Annotated in this window: 14 protein-coding genes and 3 pseudogenes; 6 read left to right on the top strand and 11 right to left on the bottom strand. The window is 72.4% G+C overall.

The genetic code is table 11. The features are described 5' to 3' along the window. Positions 1-24: 24 nt before the first annotated feature. From asnB to V2W30_RS37035, 7 genes and pseudogenes are all read right to left on the bottom strand, one after another. Entirely contained in the window at positions 25-1,959 is a 1,935-nt protein-coding gene (asnB, locus tag V2W30_RS37065) for an asparagine synthase (glutamine-hydrolyzing) (RefSeq protein ID WP_338702983.1), read from the bottom strand. Between the two features lie 2 nt (positions 1,960-1,961). After that, the gene (locus V2W30_RS37060; RefSeq protein WP_338702982.1) at positions 1,962-3,482 is read right to left on the bottom strand and encodes a Wzz/FepE/Etk N-terminal domain-containing protein; all 1,521 of its coding nucleotides are present in this window, start codon (positions 3,480-3,482) and stop codon (positions 1,962-1,964) included. Beyond that, positions 3,479-4,845, bottom strand: a pseudogene (locus V2W30_RS37055) (Wzz/FepE/Etk N-terminal domain-containing protein). Before V2W30_RS37055 ends, V2W30_RS37060 begins: the two are co-directional and overlap by 4 nt. Further along, on the bottom strand, positions 4,842-6,077 hold the full coding sequence (locus V2W30_RS37050; protein WP_338702981.1) for a glycosyltransferase family 4 protein: 1,236 nt from the start codon (positions 6,075-6,077) through the stop codon (positions 4,842-4,844). Before V2W30_RS37050 ends, V2W30_RS37055 begins: the two are co-directional and overlap by 4 nt. Then, positions 6,067-7,383, bottom strand: coding sequence for a nucleotide sugar dehydrogenase (locus tag V2W30_RS37045; RefSeq protein WP_338702980.1), 1,317 nt, complete (start codon positions 7,381-7,383; stop codon positions 6,067-6,069). Before V2W30_RS37045 ends, V2W30_RS37050 begins: the two co-directional genes overlap by 11 nt. A 79-nt stretch (positions 7,384-7,462) precedes the next feature. Continuing rightward, complete coding sequence (locus V2W30_RS37040) at positions 7,463-8,941, bottom strand: sugar transferase (protein ID WP_338702979.1); 1,479 nt, start codon at positions 8,939-8,941, stop codon at positions 7,463-7,465. A gap of 458 nt (positions 8,942-9,399) precedes the next feature. Next, a complete protein-coding gene (locus V2W30_RS37035; protein ID WP_338702978.1) occupies positions 9,400-11,193 on the bottom strand; it encodes a SpoIIE family protein phosphatase in 1,794 nt (597 codons plus the stop codon). A gap of 238 nt (positions 11,194-11,431) precedes the next feature. Between V2W30_RS37035 and V2W30_RS37030 the strand changes: the two genes are divergently transcribed. Continuing rightward, positions 11,432-13,792, top strand: a complete 2,361-nt coding sequence (locus tag V2W30_RS37030) for a GH92 family glycosyl hydrolase (RefSeq protein WP_338702977.1) — start codon at positions 11,432-11,434, stop codon at positions 13,790-13,792. Between the two features lie 15 nt (positions 13,793-13,807). Here the strand turns inward: V2W30_RS37030 and V2W30_RS37025 are convergent, their stop codons facing one another. Further along, positions 13,808-14,275 (bottom strand): helix-turn-helix domain-containing protein, encoded by a 468-nt coding sequence (locus tag V2W30_RS37025; protein WP_338702976.1) that lies wholly within the window; start codon positions 14,273-14,275, stop codon positions 13,808-13,810. A 117-nt stretch (positions 14,276-14,392) separates the two neighbouring features. On the opposite strand from V2W30_RS37025, the gene V2W30_RS37020 reads away from it, so the two are divergent. Then, on the top strand, positions 14,393-14,887 hold the full coding sequence (locus V2W30_RS37020) for a PaaI family thioesterase (protein ID WP_338702975.1): 495 nt from the start codon (positions 14,393-14,395) through the stop codon (positions 14,885-14,887). Between the two features lie 22 nt (positions 14,888-14,909). On the opposite strand, the pseudogene V2W30_RS37015 reads toward V2W30_RS37020, so the two are convergent. From V2W30_RS37015 to V2W30_RS37005, 3 genes and pseudogenes are all read right to left on the bottom strand, one after another. Beyond that, positions 14,910-16,114: pseudogene (locus V2W30_RS37015) on the bottom strand (DUF2201 family putative metallopeptidase). Between the two features lie 119 nt (positions 16,115-16,233). Then, positions 16,234-17,502: an AAA family ATPase gene (locus V2W30_RS37010; RefSeq protein WP_338702974.1), complete on the bottom strand. Its 1,269-nt coding sequence runs from the start codon at positions 17,500-17,502 to the stop codon at positions 16,234-16,236. A gap of 446 nt (positions 17,503-17,948) precedes the next feature. After that, positions 17,949-19,364 carry a hypothetical protein gene (locus V2W30_RS37005; RefSeq protein WP_338702973.1) on the bottom strand — a complete coding sequence of 472 codons (1,416 nt, stop codon included), beginning with the start codon at positions 19,362-19,364 and terminating at the stop codon, positions 17,949-17,951. A 125-nt stretch (positions 19,365-19,489) separates the two neighbouring features. Here V2W30_RS37005 and V2W30_RS37000 point away from each other — a divergent pair, with 125 nt between their 5' ends. The 4 genes and pseudogenes from V2W30_RS37000 to V2W30_RS36985 all read left to right on the top strand — a co-directional run bounded on the left by V2W30_RS37000 (position 19,490) and on the right by V2W30_RS36985 (position 22,861). After that, entirely contained in the window at positions 19,490-19,885 is a 396-nt protein-coding gene (locus V2W30_RS37000; protein ID WP_338702972.1) for a helix-turn-helix transcriptional regulator, read from the top strand. A 231-nt stretch (positions 19,886-20,116) separates the two neighbouring features. Then, positions 20,117-20,932: a molybdate ABC transporter substrate-binding protein gene (modA, locus tag V2W30_RS36995; RefSeq protein ID WP_338702971.1), complete on the top strand. Its 816-nt coding sequence runs from the start codon at positions 20,117-20,119 to the stop codon at positions 20,930-20,932. Further along, positions 20,929-21,774: a molybdate ABC transporter permease subunit gene (gene modB / locus V2W30_RS36990; protein WP_338702970.1), complete on the top strand. Its 846-nt coding sequence runs from the start codon at positions 20,929-20,931 to the stop codon at positions 21,772-21,774. Before modA ends, modB begins: the two co-directional genes overlap by 4 nt. Then, positions 21,771-22,861, top strand: a pseudogene (locus V2W30_RS36985) (ABC transporter ATP-binding protein). The gene modB and the pseudogene V2W30_RS36985 overlap by 4 nt, the downstream one beginning before the upstream one ends. Positions 22,862-22,895: the final 34 nt, after the last annotated feature.

The following is a 22,895-nucleotide window of genomic DNA, read 5'->3' as shown; positions in this document are numbered from 1 at the left end:
TTTCTCTGCCGTCTTCTACGCGCTTCACGCCGCGGAACGAGCGCCCTGGCCGGACCCGGAGGTCGCGTCGCGGTACCAGTACTCGAGGGTCAGCACATGCCACAGATGCTTGGAGAAGTCCCGCTGTCCCGCGGCGTCCTCGGCGACCATCCGGGCCAGCGCGTCACGGCGCAGAAACCCGGAGCTCACGAGGACGCCGTCGTTCACCACCTCGCGGACCAGCGGTGCCAGGTCCCGGCTCATCCAGGCCCGCAGCGGGGCGCTGAACAGGCCCTTGGGCCGGTAGACGATCTCCTTGGGCAGGATCGAGGTGGCCGCCTCCTTGAGCGCCGCCTTGCCCTGCCGTCCGACGATCTTGCGGTCGCCGGGCACGGCGAACGCCGCCCTGACCACCTCGACGTCCACGTACGGCACGCGCACCTCGGTCGACGCGGCCATGCTGGAGCGGTCCGTGTACGCGAGGTTGAGCCCCGGCAGGAACATCCGGGCGTCGCCCAGGCACATGCGGTTGACGAAGTCGTCGAGGTCGTTGTCCTCGTAGACGTCCGCGTGTTCGGTCAGGACGTCGTCGACCGTCCCGGCCAGGTCCGGGTTGACGAGGTCGAGCAGTTCGGCCTGGTCGTACATGGTGTAGCTGCGCCGGAACGCGGTCTCCTCCGGCAGGTCGGCGAAGGACAGGAACCGCTTCGCGAAGCGCACCGAGCGGTAGCCGCGGCGGCTCGTGGCGACCGGCAGCCGGTCCACGGCCGCCGACAGGCCGCGCCGCAGGGGCCGCGGGACCCGCTGGTAGCGCACCGCGAGGAGGTTGGCCAGGTGCTTGCGGTAGCCGGCGAACAGTTCGTCGGCTCCCATGCCGGAGAGCATCACCTTGACCCCGGCCTCCCGGGCGGCCGAGCAGATCAGGAAGGTGTTGATCGCGGCCGGGTCGCCGATCGGCTCGTCCAGGTGCTGCGTCATCCGCGGCAGCAGGTCGAGGACGTTCGGCGCGATCTCGATCTCGTGCAGGTCGACGCCGAACCGCTGGGCGACCTGCCGGGCGTAGCGCAGGTCGTCCGGCATCGCCTCGAACTTGGCGTCCTCGGCGCGGAATCCGATCGTGTACGCGGAGATCCCGGGCTGGTGGCGGGCCGCGAGCGCGGTCAGCCAGCTGGAGTCGAGGCCGCCGGAGAGGAAGGTCGCCACGGGGACGTCGGAGAGCAGATGGCGCCGGGTCGACTCCTCGACGATGGCGGCCAGGTCCGGCCGCTCGCCGGCCTGCGCGCGCGCCCGGCCCTCGGCGGCGACGTCCTTCAGGTTCCAGTACCGGCCGCGCTCCACCCGGCCGTCGGGCCGGCAGCGCAGCCAGCTGCCCGGCGGCAGCTTCTCCGCCTCGCGGTACGCGCACCGCGAGTCCGGCACCCAGTAGTAGAGGAGGGAGGCCACCAGGGCGGCGGGGTCGACCTCCAGGGGGCCGCCGGTCGCGGCGGCGACGGCCTTGAGCTCGGAGGCGAACAGCAGGCCGTCGCCACGGCGGAGCAGGAACAGCGGCTTGATGCCCAACTGGTCGCGGGCGAGGACCAGTTCACCGGTGCGCTCGTCGAAGATGCCGAACGCGAACATGCCGCGCAGCCGGGGCAGGCAGTCCGTGCCCCAGCGTCGCCAGGCCTCCAGGATCACCTCGGTGTCGGAGGTGCCGCGGAACCGGACCCCGGCGGCGGTCAGCTCGGCGCGCAGCTCGGGCGCGTTGTACAGCTCGCCGTTGTAGGTGAGGGCGAGGCCGTCCTTGACCATGGGCTGGGCGCCGGTCTCGGACAGGTCGATGATGGACAGCCGGCGGTGCCCGAGCTGCACCTCGCCGTCACCGACCGGGTGGCCGTAGCGGCCCGCCCCGTCAGGACCGCGGTGGGCGAGGATGTCGGTGAGCCGGTCGGTGACGGCCTTCCCGTCCGGCCAGCGGTACGTCCCTGCGATGCCACACATAACTACCGCCCCTCCTGTTCGTTGTCCGCGCCCCGTGCGGCCCAGATCGGCTGCCGCTCGGTGTGCCGCCGCTCCGTCCCGTTCTGCCGGGGCAGCCGCTCGCTGCGGCCGCGCAGCGCGGTGTGCAGCCCGTCCCACAGGGTGCCGTCGGTCCTGTCCCGCGGATCGGGGTCGATGAGCACGACGCCGATCACCGGGATGCGCTGGTCGGCGAGTTGGCGCGCGACGGTGTGCAGCCAGGCGGCGCTGCCGTGCCCGGCGCGTACGACGAGCACGGTCTGGGTGCCGAGGTAGTGGAGGTCGGTCCACGCGGTGCCGGGTGCCACCGAGCCGACGCCGATCCGGCGTACCTGGTCGGAGACGGTCGCGGCGCGCTCGCCGCCGACCACGGTGGGGTCGGACTGCTGCGGGCGGCGGCGGGAGAGCTGCGTGCCGGGCAGGCCGTCGATGACGGTCACCGGCCCCTCCGCCATCAGTGCCCGGCCGACGTCCAGGGCGATGGTGCTCGCGTTGCGGGCACAGCCCAGTTCGAGCACGGACACCGGTTCGGTGGAGCCGCGCACGGTGCGGGCGAGGTGCGCGGTGAGGCGTTCGCCCGCCGTCCGGGTCCGCCGGCGGCGCCACGGCCTGCCCGAGCGGCGGGGCAGTTCCGCGATGACGGACGCGCCCAGGTTCGCCGCGATGTCCCGTCGCAGCACGGGGCGGTCCTTGACCACGACGCCGACGGCGGCGAGCGCGAGCCCGAGGACCAGGCCGAGGACCAGCCCGATCGCGGCATTGGTGACGACGGCCTTGGGCAGGGAGTGCTCCACCGCGCGGGCGTCGTCCACGACCTGCGTGCCGGCGATGACGTCGGGCGTTCCGGTGCGCGCTTCGGCGGCGCGCTGGTCGAAGTCGGCGATGCGGGAGTTGAGTTCGGCCCGGCGGGCGAAGAGGGACTCGATGCTCGCCGCGTCCTGCGGGTCGCTCTCCGGCGAGCGGTCCCCGATCGTCTCGTTGACCTGGGCGAGTTCTTGCCGCATCCGGTCGCGCTGGTCGAGCAGGGCCTTGGCCTCGGCCTTCGCGGCATCCTTCATCCGCCTGACGTGGTCGCTGACGAACGCGTCGGCGAGCGCCCTGGCCCGGGCCACGGCCTGCGCGTCGGTGTCGGCGGTGACGTCGATCCGCAGCAGGTTGTTGGTCAGACCGGTGCCCCGGTAGTCCCGCATGAGGTCCTCGGGCTTCTCCGAGGAGTGGAGGGACGTGAGGGCCGCGGCCGCGATCCGTGTCGTCCCGAGGAGTTCGACGTCGGTGCGCATCAGCGTTCCGGTGTCGTTCGGCTGGTCCTCCTTGTGCGCGACCAGCACCTTGGTCATCGCGCTCGGGGGCGGTGGCAGCAGAACCGCCATCGCCGCGCCGGCCAGCAGGCCGAGGAGCGCCATGGCGCTCCAGAGGCGGCGGCGCCTGCGCACCGCCACGACGAGCGCGTGCAGGTCGAAGAGGGGAGCGGCCGTGGACGACTCCGTTTTCCTGTCCGTCGTCATGCCGAACCTCCCCTTGCCTGGCCGCGCCCGGCGAGCGCCGGGGCGGCCTTGTCCGGTGCGTCGCCGGCGTCGCGCCGCGCGACGGCCTGGACCGGTTCGGCGACGACGACGCCGACGACGTCGTGTCCGCCGTCCGCGCAGGCCTCGGCGATCCCGGCGAGCTCCTCCGCGGTCCAGCTGCCCGCGCTGAGCACGACGAGGGCGCCGGACTCGGCGCCGCGGTCGGGCACGGTCGGCCGGTCCACCGACACCTCCAGCGCGCGCAGCGCGGATCGCCGTGCGCCTCGGTGACGAGCTGGCCCGCGGCCCGCAGGGCGATCTCGTCGCCCTCGGGGACGAGGACCAACAGGCCGCGATTGTGCGCCAGTTGGTTGCGGAGCCGGGCGCACACCCGTCCGTAGCGGATCCGTCGGCCCGCCTCGTCGCGGGACTTCAGCGGTGCCGCCATGTCCCATCGGGTGTCGGCGCCGACCAGGCGGCGCAGTCGGGCCCGCGAGCCGTGGCCCTCGTACCGCTGCGCGCGCTGTTCGCCGGGTACGTCGACAGTGCCGAGCAGCGTCGAGCCGAGGGCGGCCGTGATCTCCGCGTCGGTGCGCAGCCTGCGGTTCATACGGGCGGCGACGAGATGGCCGATGACCGCGAGCAGGAAGGACAGCAGGGCGCCGAAGACGACGAGCTGGGTCCGCGTGGGCGGCGCCTCGCCGGTCGGCCGGGCCGCGGGGCCCATGACGACCATGTTGGCCAGGGTGCTCGCCGGGTCGGACTCGTCGAGCTTGCGCATGGCCTCTTCCAGGGAGGTGCGCAGCTTTTCGAGCGCGGTACGGGCCTGCACGCTCTCCACGCTCTGCCCGGGGTCGGCGGCCTCGGCGAGCTCGGTGATGCGTTTGTTGGTCTCGCGCACCTGCTTGCGCAGTGCCTCGGGAGCGGTGGCCGGGTCGGCGTCGGTGCTGCCGCCGGCGACCCGGGCGGCGAAGGCGACGAACTCCTTGGCCAGCCGGTTGGCGAGCTGCTGGGCCCGCTCGGGGGTCTCGGCCGTGCCCGAGAGCGCGATGATGTTCCCGTTGGCGGCCTTGGCGCTGACCCGCTCCCGCAGGTCGTCGCCGGTGACGCCGCTCCAGTCGAGCTCCTCGGCGGTGCGGTCGACGACCACGGAACTGGTCGCGATGTCCACCTGCGTGAGCAGTTCGCGCTCTTCCCACTGTCCGGGCAGCAGCACGGAGGCCGACGCGGTGTACCGCGGCGGGAAGACCACGGAGACGCCGTAGCCGACGAGCGCGCCGATCAGGGCGGCGACGGCGAGAACCCGCCACCGCCGGTGGAAAATCCGCCCGATGGTGACCAGGCGTATCGTGTCCTCACTCACCTGCGCGGCCTCTTCCTTGCGCGGTCACGGCAGGCGGCGTCGTAGGCGGCGAGCAGCGATTCCTGCGAGTTGCTCCAGGACAGCGGTCCGCTGATCCGCTCCTGGCCGATCGCGCCCATGCGGGCCCGCTTCTGCGGGTCGTCCAGCAGCACCGTGATGAGCTTGGCGAATTCGGCCTCGTCGTTGGCGGGCGCGTAGACGGCGGCTTCCCCGGCGGAGACGCGTGCTTCCTTGAGGTCGAACGAGACGATCGGGCGGCCCATCGCCATGTACTCGAGGACCTTGTTCATGGTCGACACGTCGTTGAGCGGGTTGTGCGGGTCGGGCGACAGGCACACGTCCGCGGTGGACAGGTACCGCACGAGGTCGGCGTCCGGAACGCGCCCGGTGAACTGCACCTGATCGTCGAGCCCGAGCTCCGTGGACAGCTCCACCATCGCGTCGAAGGCGTCGCCGGCCCCGACGAACACCGCGTGCCAGTCGGTCCGTCCGAACTCGTCGCGCAGTTTCGCGAGGGCGCGCAGCGCGTAGTCGACCCCGTCCTGCGGCCCCATCACGCCGAGGTAGCACAGCAGGTGTTCCTTGCCGCGCTTCAACTCCGGTTCGGGAGGGACCGGTTGGAACCGGTCGACCGCGGGTGCGCTGCGTACCACGAACACGTCCTCGGGGCGCCGGCCGCCGCGGCGGATCGCGACGTCCCGGTAGCTCTCGTTCGTGGCGAGCACGATATCGGCGGCCCGGTAGGTGCGCCGTTCGAGGGCGCACACGGCGCGGTAGAGCAGGTCCTTGCCGCGGTCGAAGCGGGAGAGGTACAGCTCGGGCACCAGGTCGTGCTGGTCGAAGACGAACTGCGCGCCGCGCCGCTTCAGCCACATCGCGGGCAGGAACAGCAGGTCCGGCGGGTTGCAGGCGTGCACCACGTGGACCGGGCCGACCTTGCGGGCCAGCCGGGCCGTGTGCCACAGCGCCGTCGCGTACTCCTTCAGGTAGCCGGACGGTCCGCCGGTGGCCGCGGTCAACGGGTAGCGGTGGATCCGCACCCCGTCGATCACCGCCTCCGGTTCGGTGTCTCTCTTGCTCCCCTGCGGGCAGATGACGTCCACCGTCCAGCCCGCGTCGCGCAAGGTCGTGCATTCCTGCCACACCCGCCGGTCGAACGGCACCGACAGGTTCTCCACGAGGATCAGCGCGCGCCGGCCGGGCCGGACACCGCTCGTTGCTTTACCAGGCAAGGCCCACGTACCCCGGATCGGTCCGACGCGCTTCGGCGTCGGGAAGGCGGATGAGATCGACGATCACCGGGCCGTCGCCGTGCGGCAGCGCCGACAGGACGGCCGGGTCCCTGGTTCCGACCAGGCACACCTCGGCGTGGTCGAGCACTTCGTCGACGGAGTCCGCGAGCAGTTGCGCCAGGTGCGGAAGCCGGGTCTCGATGTATTCGCGGTTCGCGCCGATCAGCCGAGAGAGGCTGACGTTGGCGTCGTGGATCCGCAGGTCGTAGCCCTTGCCGTGGAGCCGCTCCGCCAGTTCGACGAGCGGGCTCTCGCGGAGGTCGTCGGTGCCCGGTTTGAAGGAGAGTCCGAACAGTCCGACCCGGCGTTTGCCGGTGCGCTCGACGAGGTCCACCGCGCGTTGCAGATGGTCGGCGTTCGAGGCGAGCACGTGGGACAGGATGGGCACCGAGACGTCGGCCCGCTGTGCCGCGTGGACCAGGCTGCGCAGGTCCTTCGGGAGGCAGGAGCCGCCGAAGGCGAAGCCGGGCCGCAGGTAGGCGGGGCTGATGTTCAGCTTCCGGTCGGCGAGGAACACGTCCATCACCTGGTGCGAGTCCACCCCGAGGGCCTGGCACACGGCGCCCAGTTCGTTGGCGAATCCGATCTTGAGACCGTGGAACGAGTTGTCCGCGTACTTGATGGCCTCGGCCACCGGGACCGGCACCCGGAACACCTCGCCGGGCAGGCCGCCGTACAGCGCGAGCACCGCGTCGCCGCTGGCCGCATCGAGTTCGCCGATGACGGTCTTGGGCGGGTCGAAGAAGTCCCGCACGCTGGTGCCCTCGCGCAGGAACTCCGGGTTGACCGCGACGCCCAGGTCGACGCCCGCCGTGCCGCCGACGTACTTCTCCAGGATCGGCAGCAGCAGGTTCAGGCAGGTGCCGGGGAGCATGGTGCTGCGGAAGACGACGGTGTGCCGCCCGCCCCGCTCGGCGAGGGCGGCGCCGATCTGCTCGGTGACCCGCTCCAAGTACGTCGTGCACAGGCTGCCGTTGGGCTCGGACGGCGTGCCGACACAGATCAGCGATATCTCGCTGTTCATGATCGCCTCGCGGACGTCGACGGTGGCGCGTAAGGCTCCCTTCCGTACGACGTCGGCGGTGAGTTCACCGATCCGCTCCTCGACGACCGGGGCCTTCCCGTCGTTGACCAGGTCGACCTTCACCTGGTTCACGTCGACGCCTATGACCTCGTGTCCCATGCCGGCCAGGCACGCGGCCGACACGCAGCCCACGTAGCCGAGCCCGAAAACGCTGACCCTCATGACGCATTCCTCCCCCCAGGCAGGCCCTTGCGGCCTGCCGTCCGCGCGGCGTCGATGCGACGTCCCCGCTCTCCCCGCATCAGTACGCCCCCTGCCCGTGGAGCACCGCGCGCAGCGTCTTCCACAAGATCACCGTGTCCAGTGCCAGGGACCAGTCCTCGACGTAGCGCAGGTCGAGGCGGACGGCCTCCTCCCACGGCAGGTCGCTGCGCCCGCTGATCTGCCACAGGCCGGTCAGACCGGGCTTGACCAGGAGTCGCCGCCGGATGTCCGGCCCGTACGCCGCGGACTCCTCCGGCAGCGGGGGCCGCGGGCCGACGAGCGACATCGAACCGGTGAGTACGTTGAACAGTTGCGGGAGTTCGTCGAGCGAGTAGCGGCGCAGTACCGCTCCCACCCGCGTCACCCGCGGATCCCGGCGGAGCTTGAACAACAGGCCCGCGCCTTCGTTGCGGTCGGCGAGCTGGGCACGCGCCCCGTGGGCTCCGGCGACCATCGTGCGGAACTTGAAGATGGTGAACTCGCGGCCGTCCTTGCCGACCCTGCGCTGGCGGTACAGCGCCCCGCCGCGGCTGTCGGCGAGGACCAGCAGACCGACGAGGACCATCAGCGGCGCGAACAGCACGAGCAGAACGGCCGCGCCCAGCCGGTCGACGACACCCTTGATCGCTCTGCGGCCGCCGGTGAAGGTCGGCATGCTCACCCGCAGCAGCGGGATGCCGAGCACCGCGTCGACGTGCAGCCGCGGCCCGGCCACCTCCATCAGGACGGGGGCCACGACCATCTCGGCGTCGCTGCCCTCCAGGTTCCAGGCGAGACGCTGCAACCGGTCGGGGGACCAGTGCGGGTCGGGGGTGACGGCGACGACCCGGTAGCCGTCGCGGCGCACATGGCTCGCCACGTCGGCCAGTTGGCCGACGACCGGCACCCCGTCGAGGTCAGCGCCGTCGGATCCGAGGCCGTCCGTCGTGCACACGGCCTCCACCCGCCAGCCGAGATGCGGGAACTTGCGGGTACGGGATATCAGGTCGCGCACGGTCTCCGGGCTCCCGGCGGCGAGCACCGGGCGCAGGCACCATCCGTCCTTGCGCTGTTTGTGCAGCCAGAGGCGGAGCACATAGCGCGTGGTCATGGTGACGAGCGCGATCGCGGGTATCGCGACGAAGATCCAGAGCTTGATGTTGCGGGAGGTCAGGGCGATGCCGCCGAGCGCCAGCACGACGGTCGCCGTGAACAGCGAGCGTCCGAGCCGGCGGAACTCCTCGGCGCCCTGCCCGAGCACGGCGGGAGCCCACGCCCTGCTGAGGGCGAGCGCGGCGAGCACCAGGAGTTCGGTGCCGAACGCCAGGATGCCCCACTTCTCATGCCAGTTGGCCGCGTCGCGGGCCCCGAAGAAGTTGCCTATGGAGGCCACCACAAGCGCGGTGGCCACGGTGTCGCTGGTGATCACGGTTCGCCGGTACCGCTGTTCCCAATCGTGCGCGAGCTGGCCGAACTCTCCGTTCGCCAAGCGACCGCGCGCCGACGGAAAAGGGCCGACTAATCCCCCCTGACGCACAGAACCCCCCCGGTCCCCAGTGGTACGACGTGGTCGTTTTACGCCGTTCCTCCCCCCGGGCAGCCCCCGCCCCCGCGGACGGCACCCGGCTGCTTCATCGCTGCGTGAACAGCCCACCCCGGCGGCAATAGATCATCATTTGTCGCCTCGTGTCCCAGCATGTGAAGCACGGTCAATCTAGACCATGGGGACCCCCCTGGAGAGAGGGATGTGTGGAATTCGTGCCCAACATTTGAAGCTCAATACATGGCCTGTGAATCATCCGCGAGGGTCATGACAACGAAGTCGTGGCCTGTGACCTGTGACGACACGGCCGCGCCGGAGGGCCACGACGGCGGTCGAACATCCGGATGATCGTCGACCGGTCGCCGCAGGCTGTCCGGATGAGCGGCTCTCGCGGCCTGATCTCGCCCCTGCGAAAGATCGCAGAAAGCGGTTTCCGCAGGCCCGAGCCGTTTTCACGGCTCCTCGGGCCCGTCCTCGTCGAGCGCGAACCACACCGTCTTGCCCTCCGGTTCGGGGCGTACGTTCCACTGGTGGGCCAGGAGGTCGAGGAGGACGAGACCGCGGCCCGAGGACGAGAGTTCGCCGGGGGCGCGCCGGTGCGGGACCTCGTCGCTGCGGTCGGTGACCTCCACGCGCAGCCGCCGGTGTCCCTGCGGCCCGCTGATGTCGGCCCGCAGGAGGGCGGACTGCTCGGTGTGAATGAGCACGTTGCCGAGGAGTTCGGAGGCGAGCAGGACGGTGGTGTCGACCTGCTCGGGGCGCTCCCAGTCGTGGAGCAGGCCCTGGAGCTCGATCCGCGCGTCGGCGAGGCCCTGCGCCTGGTCCTGTTCGAGGGTGAGCCGCAGATGCCGTCCGGTGCCGTCGGCGTGCGGGGCGGACGGGTCGCGGCGCAGCAGAAGCAGGGCGATGTCGTCCTCGGTGTAGGAGGCGGGCCGGCCGTCGGGCTGCGCGGAGTGCGGTGCCACGACCGCGTTCAGGAGCCGGTCCGCGAGGCCGTCGAGGTCGTCGGGGGTGCCGGGCGTCAGCGCGTCGCGCACCCGCAGCCAGCCGGAGTACATGTCGTGGCCGCCGGACTCGATCAGCCCGTCCGTGCACAGCATGAGGATCTCGTTCTCGCGCAGGGAGACGACGCTGACCGGGTAGTCGTCCTCCCCGAGGTCGAGGCCGAGCGGCAGTCCGCCGCGTACGTGCTTGAGCAGGCAGGTGCCGTCCGGGAGGCGGATCACGGGGTGCGGGTGTCCGGCGCGGGCGATGCGCAGGGTGCCGGTGGCGGGGTCGGCCTCCAGGTAGATGCAGGTGGCGAAGCGGCCCCCGGCCAGGGACGACAGGAACTTCGAGGCTCGCACCAGGACGGCGTCGGGGCCGTGGCCCTCGGCCGCGTACGCGTGGATGGCCGTGCGCAGCTGGGACATCAGGCCCGCGGCCTGGACGTCGTGCCCCTGGACGTCGCCGATCACCAGGCCGAGGCGCCCGTTGGGCTGGGTGATGCAGTCGAACCAGTCGCCGCCGACCATGAGCCCTCCGCCGGTGGGCAGGTACCGGGCGGCGACCGTCAGGCCGTCGGTGCCGGGGCCGACGCGGCCCATGCTGCTGCGCAGGTTCTGCGAGAGGGTGCGGTCGGCCTGGCCGTCGTAGCTCTGTTCGATGCTCTGGCCGAGGAGGACGGCCACGGTCCGCAGGAAGGCGCCGAGGCCGTTGGTCATCCGCAGCGGGGCGTCGAAGGCGGCCATCCAGACACCGGTGAGCCGCCCGTACGTGGTCAGGGGCAGGAACGCCCAGGCCACGTACCCCTGCCGGTCCGAGAGTCGCCAGGTGGAGGGGAACCGGTCGCGGAACTCCCGCGGCGACGCCAGGAACACCGGACGTCCGGTGCGGGCCACCTGGGTGGCCGGATGGGCGGCGTCCAGGGGCAGTCGGTAGACGTCCCCCTCCCCCTCCGGCAGCCCCAACTGGCCGACGCAGTGCAGGAGTTCGCGGTCCGCACGGAACACGGCCTGGCCGCACAGCGGCAGCGTCGGGTCGGTGAGCCGCGAGATCAGCGTGAGCGCCTCGCCGAGCGACGCGGCCCGCGCGAGGGCGTGCCCGGTCAGGAGCAGGCCGGCGCCGCGGTGCCGCATGCGCTCGGACACCCGGCCGGCTCCGTCGGCGGCCGGGCCCGCCATCCGGTTCAGCGCCTCGACCTGACGCGTCTCGGCGTCGTACGCGTCGGACCCCTCGGCATCACCGTGCTCGCGCCCACCACCCACCAGCGCCACTCCCGTCAGATCTGCGCACCCGTCTCCCCCATGTTCCGCCGATCCGCTGCGCCGCGCCTGCGCTCCCGCACCCGTTTGCGCGCGAGGCCGTACACCCCCGTACCAACTGGCCGTCCGGGAGCAGGCATTGACGGATCCGCACGCGGCGACGAAGATCGACAGGCATCACTCTGACAACGTTGTCGAGAAGGAAAGGTCCGCCATGCGCCCGATCCGACCGATGGGACCGATGAGAGCGCTGAGACGCGGGGTGACGACCGCGTTGATCCTCACGACCGTGGCCGCCGCCTCGGTCACGACCGGCGTCGCCGCCGCCCAGGAGCGGGGAGCGCGGTTCGCCGCCGACCCCACGTCCCTGGTCGACACGTCGGTCGGCAACAACGGCGACGGGACGACCTTCCCCGGCGCCGCCACCCCCTTCGGCATGGTGCAGCTGAGCCCGGACACCCAGCTGAACAAGTACGCCTCCTACGACTACGCGCAGGACACGATCCTCGGCTTCAGCCACACCCACCTCTCGGGCGTCGGCTGCCAGACGATGGGCAACATCCGGTTCATGCCGACGACCGGCGCCGTCACCTCGTCCGACCCGGCGGCGTACGGGGCGAAATTCAGCCATGACCATGAGACCCGCGCCCCGGGCTACTACGGCGTGACGTTCGACAACGGCATCAAGGCGGAGCTGACCGCGACCCAGCGCACGGGACAGCACCGCTACACCTACCCGGCGGACTCGGGCACCCAGAACGTTCTCATCGAGGCAGGTGAGAGCAATGGGAGCACGTACGCGGGCGACATCAAGGTGGTCGGCGACGACACCGTGGAGGGCTGGGTCCAGGGCGGCAACTTCTGCGGGGAGACCGGTAAGGAGCGGTACCGGGTCTACTTCAGCGCCACGTTCGACCGCACTTTCAAGACGTTCGGCACCTGGACCGACGGGACGCTGACACCGAACCAGCGGGAGGCCTCGCGCGGCAGCAAGCGCGCGGGCGCCTGGCTGTCGTTCGACGCGGCGCGGGGCCGGCGGATCGGATCGTCGGTGGGCCTGTCCTACACGTCGGTCGACGGCGCGCGCCTCAACCGCAGGGCCGAGCGGCCCGCGTCGTTCGACGCGGCGCGCGGTGCCGCGCACGACGACTGGCGGAGCGAGCTGAACCGGATGCGGGTCGCGGGCGGCAGCACCGCCGACCAGCGCACGTACTACACCGCGCTCTACCACTCGCTGCTGCACCCGTCGATCGGTTCCGATGTCGACAACCGCTACCGCGGCTTCGACGACAAGGTGCACCGGGCGGACGCGCCGTACTACCAGATGTTCTCGCTCTGGGACACCTACCGTTCGCAGAACCAGCTGGTGGCGTTGTTGCATCCGGACAAGGCCGCGGACATGGCGAAGTCGGTGCTGCGGATCTACCAGGACGGCGGCTGGCTGCCCCGCTGGGGGCTCGGTGGCGGCGAGACCAACGTGATGAGCGGCGATCCCGTCACCCCGTGGGTCGTGGACCTCTACAACCGCGGCCTGCTCGACGACAGCACCGCGCGTCAACTCTTCGACGCCTTGTGGAAGAACGCCAACGAGGTGCCCGCCGACCAGTCCCTGTTCCGCGGCCGTGACGGCAATCCGACGTATGTGAAGAACGGCTGGGTCGGGTACCAGAACCTGCCCGGCTACCGGTTCGGCGACAGCCGTCAGGCGGGCTCGGCCACGCTCGAGTACGCGCTCGGCGACTGCGCGCTGTCCACGATGGCGGCGGGGCTCGGCCACCGGGACAAGGCCGCGACGCTCGCCGCGCGCTGCGACAACTTCAGCACGCTGTGGGACAAGGACGTCACGTCGAAGGGCTTCACCGGGTTCCCGGTCACGCGCGACGCGGACGGCACGGTCGCCGGTGACCCGGATCCCACTCGGTCGGGGGCGTTCCACGAGGGCACCGCGTGGCAGTACCAGTGGCTGGCGCAGCAGGACCCGAAGGCGCTGTTCGGCCTGATGGGCGGAGCCTCGGGCGCGGAACAGCGGCTCGACACGTTCTTCGACATGCCGACCGTGCTCACCGACCCGGCGAAGGCCGCGTCGGAGTCCTGGGTGACGGGCGCGTACGACTACCACAACAACTTCGCCTTCAACCCGAACAACGAGCCGGACTTCCACACCCCGTGGATGTACGCGTGGACCGGCGCGCCGTGGAAGACCTCGGCGGTACTGCGGGCGATGCGGACGCTGTTCACGGACGACGCGTACGGCATGCCGGGCAATGACGATCTCGGTGCGACGTCGTCGCTGCTCGTCTTCGCCATGGCGGGAGTGTTCGAGGCCCAGCCCGGGTCGGCCCGCTACATCGTCTCGGCGCCGATGTTCGAGAAGGTCGAGATCCGGCCCGCGCACGGGCGCGCGATCCGCATCGAGGCACCGGGGGCGGACGCGTCGAAGGCCCAGTACGTCGCGTCGGTGCGGACGGACCGGGGCCCGTCGCGGCAGAGCTGGCTGTCCCACGAGGATCTGCTCCGGTCCGGCACACTGCGCGTCACGTTGTCCGACCGGCCCACCCGTTGGGGCGTCGACGCCGCTCCGCCCGCGGTGGCGCGGGACTGATGGCGTGGGTGACCGTCAGGAGGCGGGCCGGGCGGCCGGTCCGGGCCTGGCGGTCACCTCGGTGGGGGCCAGGGACGTGTGCCCGTGCTCGCAGCCGACCGTGACCCGCACCGGCGCGCCGCACTCCGTGTGCCGCAGGTCGAGGACCGGCTCGGGGCCCGTGCCGGTGTGGGTCTCCCCCCACTGTTTCAGCGCCACCAGGACCGGCCACAGGTCCCAGCCCTTGCGGGTCACGCGGTACTCGTTGCGGGCGCGGCTGCCGGGCTCCTGGTAGGGGACGGCCCGGAGGATGCCCGCCGCGGTGAGCTTGCGCAGCCGGTCGCTGAGGACGGCCTCCGACAGGCCGATGTGGCGGCGGAACTCGTCGAACCGGCGCACCCCGTTACAGGCGTCGCGCAGGATCAGCAGCGTCCACTTCTCCCCCACGACGTCGAGCGTGAGCTGGACCGGGCAGTTCTCCGTGCTCGTCTCAAGCCACTCCATGCCGTCATCGTAGAAGCCTGACTTCATGATTGACAGCCAGATGACGCCCGGCTAGCTTCATTCTTCGAAGTCAGATGGCGCGCAGGTGGCATGGTTCGGACGAAGAGGAGCGGGGCTGTGGGACGGACACGCACGTACGAGTGGGAGGATCCCGCGCGCACCGCGGCCGCCGTGGGCCAGGGCTCCGGTCTGGACTTCCTCCGCGACATCCAGGCGGGGAAGCTTCCCGCGGCGCCGGTGGGCGCCACGATCGGCTTCACCCTCGACGAGGTGGAGAAGGGACGCGTGGTCTTCTCCCTCGTCCCCGGCGAGGCTCACTACAACCCGATCGGCAGCGTGCACGGCGGCGTCTACGCGACCTTGCTCGACTCGGCGGCCGGCTGCGCGGTGCAGTCGACGCTGCCGCCGGGCATGGCGTACACGTCGCTCGATCTGACCGTGAAGTTCCTGCGCCGGATCACCGTGGACACCGGCACGGTGCGCGCCATCGGTACGGTGATCAGCAGCGGCCGCCAAACGGCCCTGGCGCAGGCCCAGTTGGTCGACGCGACGGACCGTGTCCTGGCGCACGCGACCAGTACGTGCATGCTCTTCCCGCTGCCCGCCGCCTGACCGGACGCCGCTCTCCCGCCCCTCAGCCGATGGTCACCACCCGTGCCCAGGTCGGCGGGGAGTCGGGGACGTAGTCGGGATCGTCCTCGTCCGTGCCGCGCGTCGGGCGGGGGAAGAGGCCGACGACGGTGCGGCACGGGGGTGGCGCGGACGGCCAGGGGGTCTGGCCGTCGGTCAGGGCGACGATCACGTCGGGGCGGGGACGCGAGCGCAGGGCCCGGTCGAATCCGGAGCGCAGGTCGGTGCCGCCGCCTCCGATCAGTTCGAGGCTCTCGGCGCGGCAGATCGGGACGGCGATCCCGGCCGCCGCGTCGCAGGAGAGGACCGAGACCAGGTCGCGCCGCCCGCCCACGGCGCGGGAGATGGCCGCCACTTCGATCAGCGCGCTGCCCAGTTCGGCGTCGCTCACCGAGCCTGACGTGTCGATGACGACGCAGACGCGGGGCGGGGTCCGGCGCAGGCTCGGCAGCACCACGCCCGGCAGGCTCGCGGAGCGCCGGGACGGGCGGCGGTAGGTGTGGTCCTCGCCGACACCCGGCGCGCCCGCCGCAGACCGGATCGCCGACCCCAGCAACTGCCGCCAGGGCTGCGGCGGTTGGAACGCGTCCTGCGCCCACCGCCGCCACCCCTCCGGCGCCTCCCCGGGCGCCCCCTGATGCCTTCCGCGACACGGAAGCGGACGGCGTCCCGCTGCTGCCGGGTCAGCCCGTTCGCACCCTCGGGCCCCAGCTCCCAGGGCCGTTGCTGTCCGTCGGCGCCGCTGCCGCAGTCCAGCCAGGCCAGGTCCGCGGCGAGCCCGGACATCGACGCCGCCCGCAGGTACTCCTCCATCAGGAGCCCGTCGGGCAGCCGCAGCATCGACGGCAGCGCAGCGCCGACCGGCAGCGGCAGCCCGTCGCCGTAGATGTCGTCGTTGATCTCGAAGTCGGCGGCGATGTTGCGCCGCAGCCGCTCCCCCGGCCCGAACTCCTCGTGCTCGCGGGCATGGCGTTCGCCCCGCCCGTGGTGGTCCCGCAGCAGGTGGGAGACCTCGTGCACCCAGACGCCCGCCAGTTCCTCCACCGGCATCAGCGCCACGAAGCCCGGCGAGACGTAGCAGCGCCAGTGCACGTCGACGGCCATCGTCGGCACGGTCGGGTCCTCGATCACGTGCAGCGCGAAGAGCGCGTCGGCCAGGTAGGGGCGGACCTTCACCGCGTGCAGCCGGGCGGCCAGCAACTTCTCCATGTCCAGCGGGATGCGGGGCTCGCCCGGCCCGGGGGGCGGCGCGGGACGCACGGCTCGCACCGGGCGCGGCGGCGCGGGCCTGGCCATCGGGCGGGGCAGCGGGCGCCGGGTGGGCCCGGTCATCGGCGCACCCCGTTCGCGCGGCCCGCCTCGACGCGGCCGACCGAGCGCTGCGCCCGTTGCGCGAGACCGATGACACCGGCCAGGCGCTGCACCGTCTCCGGTACCTCCCAGTCGTCGCGCCGCAGCCCGGCCAGCGCGGTCGCCGGGGCGACCAGCAGATCGGGGGCGCCGGTCTCCAGGGCCCGGACGAGGACGGCCCAGCCCGCTTCCCAGCGCGCCCGCTCGGGCCGTCCCCCAACGGCGGCGACGACCGCCTCCAGAGCGGCCTGGCGCAGGTCGCCGCGTTCCGGAAGGTCGGCGGTTGCCGGGTCGGCGAGGAAGGTCTCGGGGTCCGGCAGGTCCATCCGGTCGATGTGGGCGAGGAGTTCGAGGCCGGGGCCGTCGCCGACCGCGCCGCGCACGAGCAGCGCGATGACGTCCCGGGACACCGAGGCCGCCGTGCCGAACGCCAGCAGGGTCAGCGCGGCCTCCCAACTGCGCGGCGAGGGCCAGGCGCCGCCGCGCCGGGTCTCGGTGTTCGGCAGCCGGTGGATGAGCGTCGGCCGCGCCGCGAGGAAACCGCAGACCGCGCGCCGGGCGAGCGCCACGGCCTCGGGCAGCCGCTCCGGTTCGAGGCGGGGCAGTTCGGCCCGGGGCCAGACGCCGCCGAGGCCGCGCACCACCACGTCGCGGTCGTGCACCCAGTACAGGTGCACGAAACGGTTGGCCAGCGGCGGGCTCAGCTCCCAGCCGTCCGCAGCCGACGCGCGCGGGTTGGCGGCGGCCACGATCCGGACGCCGGGCGGGAGTTGGAGCGCGCCGACGCGCCGCTCCAGGACGACCCGCAGCAACGCGGCCTGCACGGCGGGGGTGGCGGTGGACAGTTCGTCGAGGAAGAGCAGTCCGCGCCCGGCCCGTACGAGTTCCACGGCCCACTGCGGCGGTGCCATCGGCACGCCCCGCACCGCCGGGTCGTCGCCGACGATGGGCAGTCCCGAGAAGTCGGACGGCTCGTGCACGCTGGCGATCACCGTCGTCAGCGGCAGGTCGAGCGAGTCCGCGAGCTGGGTCAGAGCGGCGGTCTTCCCGATGCCGGGCTCGCCCCACAGCAGGACGGGCAGGTCGGCGGCGACGGCCAGAGTCAGCGCTTCGAGCTGCTCGTCGGGCCGGGGTTCGGTGCTCGTCGTACGGAGCAGCCGGAGCAGATCCTCGGCCACGGAGAGGTCCGAGCCGGGGGCAAGGGACGGAGCGGAGGCGGGAGCGGTCAGGAGGGTGCTGGGCGTCATGGGCATCACCTGGGGAGAGTCGAGGGAACGCCGTGTCGGCGTTCCGGGGAGGAAGGCGTGTGGGAATGCGGAGGTGTGCATGTCTGGATGTGCGGGACACGGTGGCGGGACGGAGGGCGGGGCGGCCTGCACCTCGCCGGGTCTGATCAGTACGTGGATGGGCCGAGCCAGGCGAACTGGTCCTGTGGAACGTCCAGTTGTGCCGGCCCGACCAGGCGGGTCAGGAGAACCGCTACCGCCGGTCGGCCAGTTGGCCCCGACCGACCGCGACCAGCTACACCTGACCGGTACGAGAACGAAGCCGGCCACGCGAACTGGTCGAGCCAGTCGGGCAGGCGAGCCCCGACCGACCGCGACCAGCTCCCACCGACCGGTACGAGAACGAACCCAGCCAGGCGAACTGGTCGAGCCAGTCGGGCAGGCGAGCCCCGACCGACCGCGACCAGCTACACCTGACCGGTACGAGGACGCGCCCGGCTCCCCCGTTTACGGCGCACCGCAAGTGGTGTCCGGCGCTCGATCCGCGGGCGTCCGGTCCCCTGCCGTGCGGCCGGGCCCCCGTCGGTGAGCCCCGCGCGGAAGAGCCCGTGGTCGACGCGGCGGGCCGCGGCCGAGGCGAGTTCGTCGCGCAGCGGCCCGTCGCGCAGGACCGCGCCGGATCCGAGGAGCCCCTCGACGACAGCCAGGGCTCCCTCCATGTCGCCGTGGCCGAGGCGTTCACGGACCGCGGGCAGCGCCTGCGGATCGCGGTGCACCGCGTCGATCGCCCGGAGGCAGGGCAGCCCGGGGCCGCCGAGCGCCACCAGGATTTCCTCGCGGCGCAGTTGGTCCGCGTCGTGGTCGACCGCGGTCAGGACTCCGTCCCGCAGCGCGATCCGGTGGATCTCGCCGCGGCAGTCGACCCGGTGCGGATCGCCGGGCGGCTCGGGACCGGCGTCGGGGCGCGGCCCCTGGGCCGCACCCGCGCCGGTCAAGGCCCGCGCCACCAGCGGATGCAACCGTCCGGGCGCGATCAGACCGGCCCGCAGCAGTTCCAGGTCCGGCAGGACCCGGGCCGCCGCCTCCGGCAGGACCGCGAGCCCGGCGACGTCCTGCGGCGGCGGGGTCCGGCGCGGCGGCCGGAGCGTCGGGGCGTGGCTGTCGTCGGGAGCGACGAGTTCGAGCACGGCGCGGTCGCGGGCCCCGAGCCGTACGGTGAACGCGCCGCGCGGCCGACCCGCGGCGCGCAGCAGCAGCTCGGCCTCGCGGGCCCAACTGCCCACGGCCCAGCCCGCGTTCGGATCCACGTCGACGCCGGGCACCGCCGGTTCGCGCGGTGCCGGGCCCGCTCCGCACCGCCGAGCCAGGTCGCCGGCGTGGCCCGCGTCCCAGAGGTGCCGGTGCAGATCGAGCCGGAACCGCCGGTCGGGATGCGGATGCGGGTGCCAGGGGGCGTGGTCGTCGGCCCCGTCCCACAGGGCGAGGGACATCCGCTGACCGGCGTCCGCCCGAGCGGGTGGTGTCCGCACCACCAACCACGGCGGTGTCGGCCCGGAGCCGCGACAGCGGGCGAGCGCGAGGGTGAGGCCGGGCCGCAGTCGCCCGTCGGGGGCGGTTCTCGGCATGTGCCAGCGCAGCAGATCCGGTGCCAGACTGCGCAGCTCCGCGCGGAGGCGGGTGGCTGTCTCGGTGCCGTGGCGGTGGCGCACGGCGCGCAGATCGAGGTCGACATCGATACGGGCGGCGGCGCAGGCGCCGGCCCAGTCGCCGACCGCACGGCGTGCGGTCGCGGTCTCGATCATGGACGGTGGCACGGCGTACTCACGTACGCGCTGCCACATCAGAAGGCGGGGCGGAATCTCATTCGCGGTGTGAGGTGCCATCAGCACTCACCGTTCGCGAATGAATCCCCCAATCGGTACGAGGAGAAGTTCGTCATCCCCGGCATCGTAACCACGCCGAAGTTGATCTGTCAGTCCCCTTTTTCACCTGGCCTATCTTGGCGACCATGCAGTCATACACGATCGGCCAGACGGCCAGGTTGCTCGGCGTGAGCCCCGACACCGCGCGACGGTGGGCGGACGCGGGCCGGGTGGCGACCCATCGCGACGAGAGCGGGCGGCGCCTCGTCGACGGGAAGGATCTCGCCGCCTTCTCCGTGGAGCTCGCCAAGAGCGTGCACAGCGAGGAGGACGCCTCCTACACGTCGGTGCGCAACGCGTTCCCGGGCATCGTCACCGCCATCAAGCTCGGCGATGTCGCCGCCCAGGTGGAGATCCAGGCGGGGCCGCACCGTCTGGTGTCGCTGCTGACGCGGGAGGCGGTGGAGGAACTGGGCCTGGAGGTCGGTATGGAGGCCACCGCCCGCGTGAAGTCGACGAACGTGCACATCGACCGCACCTGAGCGGGGACACCGGCCCACGGCCGGCCCCTCCAGCCCCGCACCACCGAGCCCCACTGGATCCCGTACTAACGCACATACCAAGCCTTTGGATCTCCAGGGACGCTCATGCGATGAGACAGGAGACTTCCCCCTCGCATCTGCGGCAGTATGATCCGCGCAGGACATCGGCCCTGTCCCGGCTCGTAGAGAAGTTCTCGCGTCCTGCGCGAGAAGGTGAGGGAGTACTCCGTGATGACCCGTTCCGCGCGCCGCACCCGTCGCATGCTTCAGGTGAGCGGCCTCGGCACCGCCGCGCTGCTCACCCTGAGCGCGTGCGGGTCGTCCGACTCCGGCTCCTCCTCCGACACGTCGGACTCCTCGGCGAAGAAGCTCTCCGGCACGGTGAACGTGTTCGCCGCCGCCTCCCTCACGGAGAGCTTCACGACGCTGGGCAAGCGGTTCGAGAAGGAGCACCCCGGCACCAAGGTCACCTTCAACTTCGGCGGCAGCGACACCCTCGCCGCCGGGATCACCGGGGGCGCCCCGGCCGACGTGTTCGCCGCGGCCAGCCCCAAGACGATGAAGATCGTGACGGACCAGGGCGACGCGTCCGGGGAGCCGACGACGTTCGTGCGCAACCGGCTGGAGATCGCGACCGTGCCGGGCAACCCGGACAAGGTGGCCTCGCTCAAGGACCTCACCGGTGCGGGCCTCAAGGTCGTGCTGTGCGACAAGACGGTGCCGTGCGGTGCCGCCGTCCGGACGGCCCTGGACGCCGCCGGGTTGAAGCTCACCCCGGTCTCGTACGAGCAGGACGTCAAGAGCGCGCTGACGAAGGTGGAGCTGAAGGAGGCCGACGCCGCCGTCGTCTACAGGACCGACGTGCGGGCGGCGGGTGACAAGGTGGAGGGCGTGGACTTCCCCGAGGCGGCCGACGCCATCAACGACTACCCGATCGCCCTGCTGAAGGACGCGCCCCACACCGAGGCCGCGAAGGCCTTCATCGCGCTGGTCAGGTCGGCCGAGGGGCAGAAGGTCCTGACGGCGGCCGGGTTCCTCAAGCCGTGACCTCGCTCCACAAGCCCGGCGCCGCGGCCGACACCCTCCAGGGCGCATCGCGGCGCCGCCGTACCCGCTGGGCGCCGCTGCCGCTGCTGCTGCCCGCGCTGGTCGGTCTCGCGTTCCTCGTCGTGCCGCTGGTCGCGCTGCTCGTCCGCGCGCCGTGGCGGGACCTGCCGGAGCAACTGGCCAGCCCCGAGGTGTGGCAGGCGCTCCAGCTGTCCCTGCTGTGCGCCACGTCGGCGACCGCGGTGAGTCTGGTGCTCGGGGTGCCACTGGCCTGGGTGCTCGCGCGGACGCGGTTTCCGGGGCGCGGTCTCGTACGGGCGCTGGTGACGCTGCCGCTGGTGCTGCCGCCGGTGGTCGGGGGCGTGGCGCTCCTGACGGCGCTCGGGCGCAACGGCGTGGTCGGGCAGTACCTGGACCAGTGGTTCGGTGTGACGCTGCCGTTCACGACGACGGGTGTGGTGATCGCCGAGGCGTTCGTCGCGATGCCGTTCCTCGTCATCAGCGTCGAAGGGACGCTCCGGGCCGCCGATCCGCGGTACGAGGAGGCCGCCACGACACTCGGGGCGTCGCGGTTCACCGCGTTCCGCCGGGTGACGCTGCCGCTCATCGCGCCCGGGATCGCGGCGGGCTCGGTGCTCGCGTGGGCCCGCGCGCTCGGTGAGTTCGGCGCCACGATCACCTTCGCCGGCAACTTCCCCGGCCGTACCCAGACCATGCCGCTCGCCGTCTACCTCGCCATGCAGAGCGACCCGGCCGCGGCGATCGCCCTCAGTCTGGTCCTGCTCGCCGTGTCCGTCACGGTGCTCGCGGGCCTGCGCGACCGCTGGATGACCGCCTCATGACCTCCACCGAGCCCGTACCGACGGAACCGGTGCGCAAGGACCCGGCCGAGGGGCTCGACGCGCGGCTCGTCGTCGACCGGGGTGCCTTCCGCCTCGACATCGCGCTGACCGCGGCGCCCGGCGAGGTGGTCGCCCTGCTCGGCCCGAACGGCGCCGGCAAGACCACCGCCCTGCGCGCCCTGGCGGGCCTCACCCCGCTCGACGGGGGCAGACTGCGCCTGGACGGCACCGAACTCGACGGCACACCACCCGAGTCACGGCCCGTCGGCGTGGTCTTCCAGGACTACCTCCTCTTCCCGCACCTGACCGCCCTCGACAACGTCGCCTTCGGGCCGCGCTGCCAGGGCAGGACCAAGGCGCAGGCCCGTGCCGAGGCGGCGGACTGGCTCGACCGGATGGGTCTCGCCGCGCACGCGGGGCCAAGCCGGGCCGGCTCTCCGGCGGTCAGGCGCAGCGCGTCGCTCTCGCCCGCGCGCTCGCCACCCGGCCCCGGCTGCTGCTGCTCGACGAGCCGCTGGCCGCCCTCGACGCCCGTACGCGTCTGGAGGTGCGCGCCCAGCTCCGGCGGCATCTGGCCGAGTTCGAGGCCGTCGCGGTGCTGGTGACGCACGATCCGCTGGACGCCATGGTGCTCGCCGACCGGCTCGTCGTCATCGAGCACGGTCGCGTGGTCCAGGAGGGCGCGCCGTCCGACATCGCGCGGCGGCCGCGGACCGACTACATCGCCCAGCTCGTCGGCCTCAATCTGTACCGGGGCCGTGCCGAGGGCCACACCGTGCGGGTCGACGACGGCGGTCCCGCGATCACCACGACCGAGGAGTTGGACGGACCGGTGTTCGTCGCGTTCCCACCCGGCGCCGTGACGCTGCACCGGGAGCGGCCGACCGGTGCGAGCGCCCGCAATCTGTGGCGGTGCGAGGTGAGTGGCATGGAGACGCACGGCGACCGGATCCGGGCCGCGCTCGCCGGTGAGCTGCCGCTCGCGGCGGATCTGACGACCGTCGCCGCCGCCGAACTCGGGCTGCATCCGGGGGTGACCGTGTGGGCGTCGGTCAAGGCGACGCAGACACACGCGTACCCGGCCTGAAACCGCAGCGGTGCCGGACGCGGGGCTACGGTGG

The sequence above is a fragment of the Streptomyces sp. Q6 genome (assembly GCF_036967205.1).
GTDB lineage: Bacteria > Actinomycetota > Actinomycetes > Streptomycetales > Streptomycetaceae > Streptomyces > Streptomyces citrinus.
The sequence above is the reverse complement of the archived record's forward strand: the minus strand, read 5'-3'. Positions and strand labels throughout refer to the sequence as shown.

Excerpts from the sequence above, each read along its gene's own strand:
- V2W30_RS37005 (WP_338702973.1), bottom strand. The coding sequence starts at position 19,364 with ATGGCACCTCACACCGCGAATGAGATTCCGCCCCGCCTTCTGATGTGG.
- V2W30_RS37010 (WP_338702974.1), bottom strand. The coding sequence starts at position 17,502 with ATGACGCCCAGCACCCTCCTGACCGCTCCCGCCTCCGCTCCGTCCCTT.
- V2W30_RS37060 (WP_338702982.1), bottom strand. The coding sequence starts at position 3,482 with ATGACGACGGACAGGAAAACGGAGTCGTCCACGGCCGCTCCCCTCTTC.
- V2W30_RS37030 (WP_338702977.1), top strand. The coding sequence starts at position 11,432 with ATGAGAGCGCTGAGACGCGGGGTGACGACCGCGTTGATCCTCACGACC.
- V2W30_RS37045 (WP_338702980.1), bottom strand. The coding sequence starts at position 7,383 with ATGAGGGTCAGCGTTTTCGGGCTCGGCTACGTGGGCTGCGTGTCGGCC.
- asnB (WP_338702983.1), bottom strand. The coding sequence starts at position 1,959 with ATGTGTGGCATCGCAGGGACGTACCGCTGGCCGGACGGGAAGGCCGTC.
- V2W30_RS37000 (WP_338702972.1), top strand. The coding sequence starts at position 19,490 with ATGCAGTCATACACGATCGGCCAGACGGCCAGGTTGCTCGGCGTGAGC.
- V2W30_RS37025 (WP_338702976.1), bottom strand. The coding sequence starts at position 14,275 with ATGGAGTGGCTTGAGACGAGCACGGAGAACTGCCCGGTCCAGCTCACG.
- modA (WP_338702971.1), top strand. The coding sequence starts at position 20,117 with ATGACCCGTTCCGCGCGCCGCACCCGTCGCATGCTTCAGGTGAGCGGC.